The sequence below is a fragment of the Bradyrhizobium sp. 137 genome (assembly GCF_023074095.1).
In the GTDB taxonomy this organism is placed as follows: domain Bacteria; phylum Pseudomonadota; class Alphaproteobacteria; order Rhizobiales; family Xanthobacteraceae; genus Bradyrhizobium.
Genome location: NZ_JADPKU010000088.1, coordinates 1 through 11,456, shown reverse-complemented (window position 1 = coordinate 11,456; position 11,456 = coordinate 1). Strand labels below are relative to the sequence as shown.

9 protein-coding genes are annotated in these 11,456 nt (G+C 63.7%); 7 read left to right on the top strand and 2 right to left on the bottom strand.

Features of this window, described 5'->3' with window-relative positions; genetic code table 11:
* Positions 1 to 251: 251 nt before the first annotated feature.
* Positions 252 to 1,814, bottom strand: coding sequence for a winged helix-turn-helix domain-containing protein (locus IVA78_RS24740; RefSeq protein ID WP_247275723.1), 1,563 nt, complete (start codon positions 1,812 to 1,814; stop codon positions 252 to 254).
* Between the two features lie 104 nt (positions 1,815 to 1,918).
* On the opposite strand from IVA78_RS24740, the gene IVA78_RS24735 reads away from it, so the two are divergent.
* From IVA78_RS24735 to IVA78_RS24725, 3 genes are all read left to right on the top strand, one after another.
* Entirely contained in the window at positions 1,919 to 3,133 is a 1,215-nt protein-coding gene (locus IVA78_RS24735) for an acyl-CoA dehydrogenase family protein (RefSeq protein ID WP_247450858.1), read from the top strand.
* Positions 3,134 to 3,163: 30 nt separating this feature from the next.
* Positions 3,164 to 4,066 (top strand): GNAT family N-acetyltransferase, encoded by a 903-nt coding sequence (locus IVA78_RS24730; RefSeq protein ID WP_247468352.1) that lies wholly within the window; start codon positions 3,164 to 3,166, stop codon positions 4,064 to 4,066.
* A 155-nt stretch (positions 4,067 to 4,221) separates the two neighbouring features.
* Entirely contained in the window at positions 4,222 to 4,830 is a 609-nt protein-coding gene (locus tag IVA78_RS24725) for an isochorismatase family cysteine hydrolase (RefSeq protein ID WP_247275726.1), read from the top strand.
* Positions 4,831 to 5,095: 265 nt separating this feature from the next.
* Here IVA78_RS24725 and IVA78_RS24720 read toward each other — a convergent pair whose 3' ends face one another.
* The gene (locus tag IVA78_RS24720; protein ID WP_247275727.1) at positions 5,096 to 5,500 is read right to left on the bottom strand and encodes a response regulator; all 405 of its coding nucleotides are present in this window, start codon (positions 5,498 to 5,500) and stop codon (positions 5,096 to 5,098) included.
* A 77-nt stretch (positions 5,501 to 5,577) separates the two neighbouring features.
* Between IVA78_RS24720 and IVA78_RS24715 the strand changes: the two genes are divergently transcribed.
* From IVA78_RS24715 to IVA78_RS24700, 4 genes are all read left to right on the top strand, one after another.
* Positions 5,578 to 6,585 (top strand): chemotaxis protein CheB, encoded by a 1,008-nt coding sequence (locus IVA78_RS24715; RefSeq protein WP_247420569.1) that lies wholly within the window; start codon positions 5,578 to 5,580, stop codon positions 6,583 to 6,585.
* A gap of 10 nt (positions 6,586 to 6,595) precedes the next feature.
* Complete coding sequence (locus IVA78_RS24710) at positions 6,596 to 6,871, top strand: hypothetical protein (RefSeq protein ID WP_247275729.1); 276 nt, start codon at positions 6,596 to 6,598, stop codon at positions 6,869 to 6,871.
* A 245-nt stretch (positions 6,872 to 7,116) separates the two neighbouring features.
* Positions 7,117 to 10,284 (top strand): CheR family methyltransferase, encoded by a 3,168-nt coding sequence (locus IVA78_RS24705; RefSeq protein ID WP_247275784.1) that lies wholly within the window; start codon positions 7,117 to 7,119, stop codon positions 10,282 to 10,284.
* Positions 10,284 to 11,030 (top strand): Crp/Fnr family transcriptional regulator, encoded by a 747-nt coding sequence (locus IVA78_RS24700; RefSeq protein ID WP_247275730.1) that lies wholly within the window; start codon positions 10,284 to 10,286, stop codon positions 11,028 to 11,030. Before IVA78_RS24705 ends, IVA78_RS24700 begins: the two co-directional genes overlap by 1 nt.
* Positions 11,031 to 11,456 lie beyond the last annotated feature (426 nt).

Below are 11,456 nucleotides of genomic sequence, written 5' to 3'. Positions count from 1 at the left end.
ACGCCGTCCTCGCCGCCGTCGGCTACAACTTCCGCCGCCTGATCTGCTGGCTCAGGCTCTCGTTGTGGCAAATCCTGGCCATCCTCTTCGCCCGACCCCAAATCAATCCAGCCTGAATTCAGGGTTCTTCACGGACGACGGGCTATCGCATATGAAGGAAGCGTGGCGGATAGCTCGCCGCGGTCTCGTTTGGCGGCCGAACTTCATGGCCTTGCTCGGCGCGAGCGTCGCAACAGGAGCGCCGCGTGCTGTCAGCTGGTGAGGCCCGCTTTGCGCAAACCATCGAGAAAGTGCTCGCGGTCGGCGGGATCGCGATAGCGGTCGGCTCGGGCCCGGGCCAAGTCGAGTGTCTTCGCGGGTGCGGCCTCGCCACGCGCGTTAAGTTCTCGACGCCGCTCGCTGACGAATGCCTCTGCTTCGGATCGGGCCTCGTTGAGCCGTCCGATCTGCGCATAGCAGGCCGCGAGGAGAGCGTGTGACCACCTATCGAGCGATCGCGCCTCCATCAACGCATTGACCGCCTGCGTATACTCGCGGCCCGAATAGAGGGCGAGCGCGTGATACCAATGGTACAGGTTGGGCGGAAAGGGATTCAGCCGTTTGGCTGACCCGATCCATAGGAGCGCCTCGCGCCAGCGTCCCCAGTAGACCAGAATGTTGGCGAAGACGGCGACGACGTCGGCATCGTTTGGATTGAGTGCGAGAGCTCGACTGAAATGGATTTCGGCCTTGGCGTCTTCATTCAGCAGGAACAATAGCTGTGCGAAGACGCCATGAGTCCAGGCGTCGCCGCCGTCGATGTCGAGCGCGGTCTCGATCTCGCGAAGCGCCTCGTCCAAAGTCGCGATGGTCGGCGATTCGAGAAACGCGTCGCAGACCATGGTCCAGGCGATGTTGACGTGGGCGCGGGCATATTGCGGGTCGAGCGCGACGGCGTTCCGGAAATACTCCCTGGCTTCGGCCATGCCCTTCACGGTCAGCTGACGCCACCGCTCGTTCCCCAGTAGAACCAGATCGTAGGCGGTCACGCTGGCGGTCGGCTTGCGTCGGGCGATCTCGCGGCCGGCGTCCTCAAGCCGGCCCGGCAGAGCCGCGACGATGGCCCTGACGATCTCGTCCTGGAGCGCGAAGATGACATCGAGCTCACGGTCGTAGCGCTCGGTCCAGAGATTATAGCCGCTCGTGGCGTCGAGCAGTTGAACGGTCGCCCGCACCCGGCTGCCGATCTTGCGCACGCTGCCCTCAGCGACATACCTGACGCCAAGCTCGCGGCCGACGCGCTTGATCTCGGGAGGCTTTTCCTTGTAGGCGAAGCTGGAGTGGCGGGCGACGACGAACAGCGACCTGAACCGCGATAGTTCGGCGATGATGTCGCCTGTGATGCCGTCGGAAAAGTAATCCTGCCGGGGGTCGCCGCTCAGATTCGAGAACGGAAGCACTGCAAGTGACAGCCTATCGGACCCTGCAGGCGCCGATGAGGCAGGCTGGCCGGCTCCAAAGTCGATGGCGACCGGCGGCCCGACATAACGGTAGCCGCGGCGCGGCAGCGTCTCGATCCAAGCCGCGCCCCTGTCGCCGTCGGCAAATATTCGCCGCAGGGCGGCGATCTGAACCGTCAGATTGCTCTCCTCGATCGCAAGCCCCGGCCACGCCGCCTGCATCAATGCGTCCTTGGAAACCGGTGTTCCGGCCCGTTCGATCAGGAGCCGCAGCAGCACCACGGCGCGCCGACCGAGCGCGACCGGTTCGGCCTCGCGAAACAGCATCTCGGCCTCTGCATCGAGCCGGTAGGGACCAAATTCGTGGGTGGTCATCGCCTGGAGACTACATTTTTCGCGACTTTTTCGGAACTGATTTAGGACCTCCGGGAAGCGCGGGATCATGCTGCGGCGGCGCTGCCAATTTGGAGGTTTGCCCAATGCGCGACCATTGCGATGTGCTCGAGGCGGACGACCTGCTGCCTCGCCCTGATCCGGACGTGATTGCCGGCACCCCGGAGCCGGCTCGCCACCTGCTCGAGACCATCCAGGGACTTGCCCCGCTGATCGCTGCGCAGCGCAGCAAGTTCGACGATGCGCGGCGCTTGCCCGACGCGGTGTTCGCGGCACTCGCTGACGCCGGTCTATTCCGCCTGTGGCTGCCGCGTGCGCTCGGTGGACCCGAGTTGTCTCCCTTCGCGTTCATGCGCGTTGTCGAGCCCGCCTCGGCGCTCGATGGTTCAGTCGGCTGGCTGGTCGGCAACGGCGGCGGCATGAGCCGGCTCGGCGGCTATCTCGGCGAGGCCGTTGCACGCGAGTGGTTTGCCGACCCGCGCGCCTTCGTCGTCAGCGCGACTGGCGCAGTCGGCATGGCAACGGCGGTTGCAGGGGGATACCGCCTCTGGGGACGCTGGCCGTTCGGCAGCGGCGCGGATCATGCGACCCGTTTCATGGTGCTGGCTAGCATCAAGCCTGAGGACCCGGCGTCGCCACTTCTCTGCTGCTATCTCGATCGGGCAGACGTGACCATCCACGACAACTGGCATGTGTCCGGACTGCGCGGCACCGGAAGTTGCGATTTCGAAGCGCGCGATGTGTTCGTGCCGGCCGCTCACGTCCATCCGTTTTTCGCGCCGCGACCGACCCAGCCCGGACTGCTCTATCGCATGCCGCCATTATCGGTATTCGCGTGGAGCATCTGCGGCGTGCCGCTCGGCATAGCGTCCGGCGCCATGACCTCGTTCGCGGAGCTCGCCTGCCGGAAAAGCAACGTTGGCAGCCGGGTCCTGCTGCGCGATCGTGAGACAGTCCAGGCAACGCTGGGTCGGGCGAGAGCAACGCTTCGCGCCGCCCGCGCCTTCCTGAGTCATGCCATGACGGACCTGATGGCCGCTACCGCTACGGGCGGCAAGCGACTGGTGGAGGCGCGGGCGGACATTCGGATCGCCAACGCACACGCGGCAGAGACTGCGATGTCCATTACCGATGAGCTGGCCACCAGTGTGGGCGCGGCCGCCATCTTCGAGACCTGCGTCCTGGAGCGCGCCGTCCGCGACGTGCGCGCCGTCGCGACGCATATCGCGATGAGTCCGAACAACTACATCATCGCCGGCCGGCTGGCGCTTGGGCTCGATTCCGGCACCGCGAGATTTTGAACGTCACCTGATCACCAGCGGAGTTGCCCGATGTCTGTGATTTACCGGCTGGCGCGCGCCCAGGATCTGGAAGTCGCCGATGCTCTCGTCGTGTCCAGCATCAACGATCTCACGCAACGGCATGGCTTTGGGCCGATGGCCGCTTCTTCTCCTCCCCGGTTTCAGTTGTATTCCATGCAGGACGACCCCGACGGTCTGTGGGTGGCGGAGGAGGGCGAGCGGATTCTCGGCTTCGCCTGGAGCTGGGTCTGCGGTGACATGTGGTTTCTGGCCCAGCTCTTCGTGTCTCCCGATCAGCAGGGACGCAGCATCGGCCACGAACTGATCAAGCGGACCCTGGAGCGCGCCGAGACATCGGCCGCCTCCAACCGGGTGCTCATTACCTTCAGCTTCAACACGGTCTCGCAAGGTCTCTATATCCGCCATGGATTGCTGCCGCGATTTCCCATCTACAGCGTCGGCGTATCGCGAGAGCATCTGATGGGTCGTCTGCACGGTGCGCGGTTTCAATTCACGCCGCTCGATGATGCGGCTTCGACGCTGCGTCGCCTGGTTCAGGCGGACGAGCGGGTGCTTGGCGTGTCCCGCGAAAAGCATCATCGCTATCTCATGAGCGACCGCGCGACGAGAGGGGTCAATCTCTACGACGGCAGCGACTGGGCGGGCTACGCTTACGTGGACGCCGGCGGACACATCGGACCGCTCGCGGTCCTGCAGGCGAATGCCGTCGCTCCCGCGTTCAGGACGGCGCTGCATTTGGCGCTTGAGAGTGGCTCGTCGCGGATATCGGCCTTCCTGCCCGGCGCAAGCGGGCCGGCTCTCAACACCGCGATCGAGCACGGAATGCGGATCAAGTGTCCGATGTTGCTGATGTCCTCGCGTGAGTTCGGAGACTGGGCCCAGTATCTGCCGCGCAACCCGGGCTTCATGTGACCGGACGGGAAGCGCAAGCGGGCCCAAGGTCAGCTCAAGGGCAGCCCAAGGGCAGTTCCCAGGAACCAAAGCCTTTGCGTTCGCATTGCCGTCGCTGAACTCGGCGGGGAATGCCAGCTGACGGCGTGCGGCCGAGCGCCTGACGGTGGAGAACGATGAGGGATAGTAGCTCGGAGATTGCCGAGATCAGGGATGCCGTTCACCTCTGCATCGACATGCAGAACATCTTTGCGCCGAGCGGGCTCTGGGCGACGCCCTGGATGGAGCGGGTGCTGCCGACGATCGCCTCAATCGTTTCCCGCCATCCGACCAGAACGATCTTCACGCGCTTCATCACGCCGCAGGATCCGGAAGACCGTCCCGGCCAATGGCAGAGCTATTTCCATCGCTGGCGCCAGGCCACTCGCAGGTATCTTCCGCCATCCGGTCTCGAACTCGTGCCGGCCCTGAGCGAGTTCGTTCCTCCGGCCGTCATTATCGATAAGCCGGCCTATTCCGCATTCAGCAATCCCGGACTCGCGAGTCTGCTGATCGAAAAGAATGTCGGTGCGGTCGTGGTCACGGGCGCAGAGACCGACGTCTGCGTGCTGTCGACGGTGTTGAGCGCCGTCGACCTCGGCTTCAGGGTCGTCATCGTCGAGGACGCGCTGTGCAGTTCGTCCGACGTCGGGCACGATGCGCTCATGACGATGTACCGCACCCGCTTTCACGGCCAGGTCGACCTCGTGACCGCGGAGGAACTGGAGGAGTTCTGGCGGGAGTAGATGGCCGATGAAGCGCGGCGCCCGATTCACATAACCTAGTGCGCGGGTCCCCCAAGGTGGTCAAAGTGTGCGGGCTGGAAAGGGGGCTGCGATGGCGATGGACCGCATCGAACAGGCTTTTATCGCCACTGCAATCACGGGCTTTCTCGTGATGATGGCGGCCATCGTTTGGATGATGATGGAGTGACCGCGCGAGGTTTCCTGTCTTGCGCGCCGCGCTGCCCTATGTCACCCCTGGCTCGCTGTCGCGCATCTGTTCTGATCGTCAACCGCGCGGATCGGCGATGAGTGCGGCCAGCTTCCGCGCCATCGCGCCGAGATCGATTGGCTTTTCCGGAAGCGGCACGTCCTCGAATTCCGGACCGACGGTGATCTTGTCATAGCCTGTGGTGAACACGAACGGGATGTTGCGCGCCTTCAGTTCGCGCGCAATCGGAAAAATCATCTCGCTGCGGATGTTCACGTCCAGCACCGCGCCATGCAGGATGCTGCCGTCGTGCAGGATTTTGACGGCATCCTCGAAATGACCGGCCGGACCCGCAATCTCCGCGCCCAGCGCGCGAAACGTGTTGCCGATGTCATCGGCGAGAAAATACTCGTCCTCAACAACGAAAATGCGACGCCCGGCGAGCGGCCCGCGCTGATGCGACGGGTTGGGCGATGTTGCCATGGTGCCTCAAGCCTCCGCTTCCAGCCCCTTGGAACATACAAGGGGGACCCGCCTTGGTAAAAAACGATGCGACCCAAATGGCTAACCGCGACATCATCGTCATCGGGGGCTCGGCGGGAGCGACCCAGCCCCTGAAGCAGATCCTCGGCCGCTTGCCGCCCGATCTGCCGGCAGCCGTCTTCATCGTCCTGCACATCCCGGCGCAAGGGATCGGCATTCTCTCGACCGTCGCCAGCAGCGTCGCCGCCCTGCCAGTCCGGCAGGCGGAAAGCGGCATGAAGATCGAGCCTAGCCGGATCTATCTGGCTGCACCTGACCACCATCTCCTGCTGGCGGAGGATCACGTGTTGCTCGGGCGCGGCCCGCGCGAGAACATGGTCCGGCCGGCGATCGACCCCTTGTTCCGCTCAGCAGCCCTCTATCACGGGCCGCGCGTGATCGGAGTGCTCTTGAGCGGCCTGTTGTCGGACGGGGCGGCTGGCCTCAATGCCATCAAGCGCTGCGGCGGGATGACCGTAGTCCAAGACCCCTCCGACGCCATTGCCGACGAGATGCCGCAACGCGCGATGGAGGCGACCACTGTTGATGTCTGTGTTCCCAGCGCCGGTATGGGCGACGTTCTCTCCGAACTCGTCAGAGAGCAGGCCGGAGCCATTCTGCCGATCCCGCCCGAGATCAGGCTTGAGGTGGAGATCGCAGCCGGCGACCGGATCGGCAGTGACAAGCTTGTCTCGATGGCCGATCCCGTCGCGCTGACCTGTCCGGCGTGCGGGGGCGTGCTGTCCGAGGTCAAGGAATCGCGCCCGATACGTTTCCGCTGTCAGGTCGGTCATGCTTTCGGTGCCGATGTCCTTGCCAAGGAGCAGGAAGGGCGGGTCGACGAAGCCCTGCGTGTTGCTTTGCGCATCATCGAGGAACGCGCGGAACTGGTGCAGCGCATGGCCGCGGATGGGCGTCGCAGTGGCCGGTCCGCCGTTGCCGAGATGTATGAGGCGAGGGCAGCCGAATATCGCGAATATGCCGACATGATCAGGCGCGTCGTGCTAAGGTCGCTGGATGCTCCGTTGCGCAAGCGGGAAGGTTGAGGGCGCTGTCATGGCCATCTCCGTTACCGAATGCTCCGAGCAACTCGATTCCGAGCGCCGCCATCTAACCAAGGCCAATGAGGACATCGAAGAGGGCTCGAAACGTATCCGTGACCAGGAGGATCGGGTTCGAGAGCTCATGGCTGGTGGCCATGACGCGGGTGAGGCCGAGCGGCTCGTCGCCCTTCTCAAACAGACGCTGACCGAGTGGGAGCGCCACCGCGTCCTGATCGAGGAGCGTGTCGCCTATCTCCAGCACGAGATTGATCCTGCGCTGCCGAGATAAGGCTGACGTTGGACGCTCAATTCCACACGATCTCAACCCCGGACGGTCGCGCTGCCGGCCCGAGCTGCGCAGCCTCTATTTTTCCGCGGGTTCAAAATGGGAAGGTCGGCATGCGGGCTGAGCCGCCCTCGGGCCACTATTGGCTCTAAGCATTTCTGCCTTCCATCTATTGGGATAACATCCATTTCTGCTATGTGCTTGGGGGGAGCGGTTCGCCCCGCCAGCCAATGAAAGCTAGCAAGGACATGCACGAAGTCGGCGACCAGCCGGTCGAAAGAGAGCGCCAGATCAGGTCCCCGCTGATCGTGGGGGTGGGTGCCTCGCCGACTGCCCTGGACAGTATCGAGCGCTTCTTTGCCAAGCTCACCGTTGAGCCTGATCAGGCTGTCGTACTGGCGCTTCAGCATCATGAGGCGTTGGACGAGCCGCGGCTGCGCGAAATCCTGCAAAATGCGAGCGCTGCCGTGGTCTCCGGCATCGGCGACGGCCAAACCATCGAGGGCGGTACGATCTATCTTTGTCCACCGGCGATGATCACCACGATCCATGGCGGCCGTTTTGCGATCCGCGAGGCCGAGCAGGCGCCCGGTGAGCGGGCCACGATCGACAGCTTCCTGGTGTCGCTGGCGGAAGAACGCGCCGAGCAATCGATCGGTGTCATACTGGCCGGCACCGGCGGCAACGGCACGCTCGGCGCAGCGACGCTGAAGGATCATGGCGGTCTTGCCATCGCCGAAAAAGTCGCGAGCGAGGAGCTGGATCATCTCGAGGACGCCAACACGCCAGCGGCCATCGCGGACTACGTGCTGCCGCCGCAAGACATTCCGGAGCACATCCGGGTTTATGCCCGCCATCTGCGACGGTTGGACGAGAAGCAGGGGTTTGATGAGGTGCTGGCCGCGGCCGCGGCCTCGCTATCACGCATCGCCGACATTCTGCGCAACAAGACCGGAAACGATTTCCACGGCTACAAGCAGAACACCTTCTTGCGCCGCGTGCAGCGGCGCATGCAGGTGGTCCAGATCGACGAAATCGCCGCCTATGTCGATTTCCTGCGCAACGATAAGGACGAAGTCCAGCACCTCTTCAACGACCTTCTGATCGGCGTCACCGAATTCTTCCGGGACAAGCGCGAATTTGAGGTCCTGGAGACCCAAATCGTCCCGAAGATATTCGAAGGCAAGGGCGCGGGGCAGCAGGTGCGCGTCTGGGTGCTCGGTTGCGCAACTGGCGAAGAAGCTTATTCCATCGCCATCCTTCTCCGCGAGCAGATGGCGCGGATGGATTCCCCGCCGCAGGTGCAGATCTTCGCGACCGACATCGATGGCCGGGCGCTCGCAACGGCGCGCGTCGGCCGCTATCGCACCAATATCGAGGCCGATATGAGCAGCGAGCGCCTGGCGCGCTGGTTCGTCCGGGAGGGCGACACCTATTGCGTGGTGAAGGAACTGCGCGAGATGTGCATCTTCTCCCAGCACAACGTCATCAAGGATGCGCCGTTCTCCAAGCTCGACCTGGTCTCCTGCCGCAACCTGCTCATCTATCTCAATGCCGAGTTGCAGAGCCGGGTGATCCCGCTGTTCCACTTCGCGCTGCTCCCCGATCGCTTCCTGTTTCTTGGCAATTCCGAGAACGTGACGCGGCATCCAAAATTGTTCGCGCCGGTGGACCGCCGCGCCCGCATCTTCAAGCGGCTCGAGACAGGAACGCGGCTGCCGCCGGAGTTTCCGATCACGACCGTGGCGGGAAGGGTCCCCGTCGAGCTGCCGCCGGTGCGTTCGTTCGGCCCCGACGTCGGCCTCGAGCGCCGCGCACAGCGCATCGCGGAGCGCTATGCGCCCGCTTACGTTATCACTGACGACAATTTTCAGGTCCTGCACTTCTCCGGGCGCACCGGCCGCTACATCGAGCCGACGGCGGGCGCCGCCACGCTCGACCTGCTCCAGCTCGTACACCGCGATCTGCGCCTGGAAGTACGCACAGCGCTGGGCCGCGCGGCAGAGACTAACGAGCCGGCCCATGCCGAGCAGGTGCAACTCGGGGTGCATGGCCATCGTATCCTCGTTGACGTCACGGTCGAGCCCATCCAGGACGGCGCCGGTGGCCATCGCAGCTTCGTCGTGCTGTTCAAGGATGGTCCACTCCGCACGATCGAGGCCGGCCAGGCCAATCCAAATGCGCTGGTCAGGACCGAGCATGTCGAGCGGCTCGAAAACGAGCTGCGTGCCACGCGCGAGCGCCTCCAGGCCACCATCGAGGAGCTCGAAAGTACGAACGAGGAGCTGAAGTCCTCCAACGAGGAGTACCAGTCGCTCAACGAAGAGCTGCAATCGGCCAATGAGGAGCTCGAAACCTCGCGTGAGGAATTGCAGTCGGTCAACGAGGAGCTGACCACCGTCAACGGCGAGCTGGCTCATCGCGTTCAGGAATTGACCCGCGCCACCAGCGACCTCAAGAATTTCCTCGAAAGCACGCAGATCGCAACCGTATTTCTCGACAATGATTTGCGGGTGATGACCTTCACGCCCGCGATTACGCAGGTTTTGCATCTGGTCGAAACCGACACAGGTCGTCCCATCAGTCATATTAAGGCGCGCGTCCCGATCGAGGAGCTCTATGACGACGTCCGCCGCGTGCTGCGCACGCTGGCCAGCGCGGAGCGCGAGCTGAGCGCGCCCGACAACGGTACGCGCTACATTGCGCGCGTCCTGCCCTACCGCAGCATCGACAATTTCATCGCCGGTGTCGTCATCACCTTCATCGACGTCACCGCCATCACCCGCGCCGAGGAGCGGCAACGCCTGCTGCTGGCCGAGCTCCAGCACCGCGTCCGCAACACGCTGGGCGTCGTGCGCTCGATCGCTCGTCGCACGGCCGACACAAGCCAGAGCGTCGAGGAGTTTGCTTCCCATCTCGATGGCCGGCTGAGCGCATTCGCCCGCACCCAGGCAATGGTGACCCGCGATCCCGAAAGCGGTGTCGATCTCGAATACCTCGCCGTCGAGGAGCTGCTGGCCTATAATGCCCGGGAAGGCGAGCAGGTGCGTTTGACCGGTCCGAAGGTGCGTTTGCAGTCCAAAGCCGCGGAAACCTTTGCGCTGGCTCTTCACGAACTCGCGACCAACGCGCTGAAATACGGCGCCCTGAGCCAGCCGACCGGGCGCATCGAGATCTCATGGCGAATCGAGGAGAGCACCGAGCCGGCAGTGATGATGTTCCAATGGCGGGAACGGGGCGGGCCGGTGGTCGCACCGCCGCCGCGCAAAGGTTTCGGCACCGAGCTCCTGGAGCGCACACTTGCGTTTGACTTCAAGGGGCAGACCACGATGGCATTCGATCCTGCCGGCCTGCAATGCACGATCACGGTCCCCCTGAGCAGACGCACTTTCCATACGCCGGCGGTGGCTGACTGATGCCGCTTTCAACATCCGACCGCAGCCTCGCTGAACCGGTCATTCGCCGATTGAACGTGCTCAGGCCGATGTCGGCTGAGGCGCGGCAATCACTCGAATACGCGTTGCTTGAGGCATTGCAGCGCACCAGATCGGGCGAGGACCTGATCTCCGAGGGCGATGCCGTCGATAGCGTCCGTCTCGTGCTGTCGGGCTGGCTCTGCCGCTACAAAACCCTTGAGGATGGCCGGCGCCAGATCGTCAACTTCATTTTTCCGGGCGAGAGCTGCGACGCGCACGCATTCCTGATGCCGGCCATCGACCATTCCATCGCGACGATGACGCCCGTCGTATACGCCGAGATCAAGCGTGCACACTTCGAGAGCCTGGTGGCCAACCACCGCTCGCTCGCCGAAGCGTTCCTGTGCGAGACCCTCGTCAACGCCGCGATTCAGCGCGAATGGGCCATCAATCTCGGCCGTCGCGTCGCCCTGGAGCGCGTCGCGCATCTGTTCTGCGAGATCATCGAGCGGCTTCGTCCCGTCGGCATGGTCGACGGCAATTCTTGTGTCATGCCGATCACGCAGACGGACCTTGCGGACGCCACCGGGCTCTCGGTGGTCCATCTCAATCGCACGCTCCAGGAGCTGCGCGCCTCCGGCCTCATCGTGCTGCGCGAGCGCACGCTGACCATCAACGATCTCGGCGCGCTCAAGAACGCTGCCCTGTTCTCGCCGAGCTATCTGCAGCTCTATCGGCGCGGCTGAAATTTCGGATGAGGCCGGCGAGCCGCTGAGCCAGTTCCAGAGTCGTTTCTCTGCCGAGGGCCAGCTTGGGCCGTGTGCTACCGTTGGATTCGCTGCGATCTATCTCACTATGAAGTGGAAGCAATCTGGAGTATTGTGCCTGCATCACCGGCCAAGGCTTTGCCCGTAGGCGCCGGTGGCTGAGAGATCGCGTGCTCCCGCCTGCATTGATCGGGAGCATGCTATGGACGACGATCCTTTCGCCTTTGAAACCCAAGACCTGCTAGAGCGCGCTGATCGCGTAATTGGTCGTCCGTGAAGAACCCTGAATTCAGGCTGGATTGATTTGGGGTCGGGCGAAGAGGATGGCCAGGATTTGCCACAACGAGAGCCTGAGCCAGCAGATCAGGCGGCGGAAGTTGTAGCCGACGGCGGCGAGGACGGCGT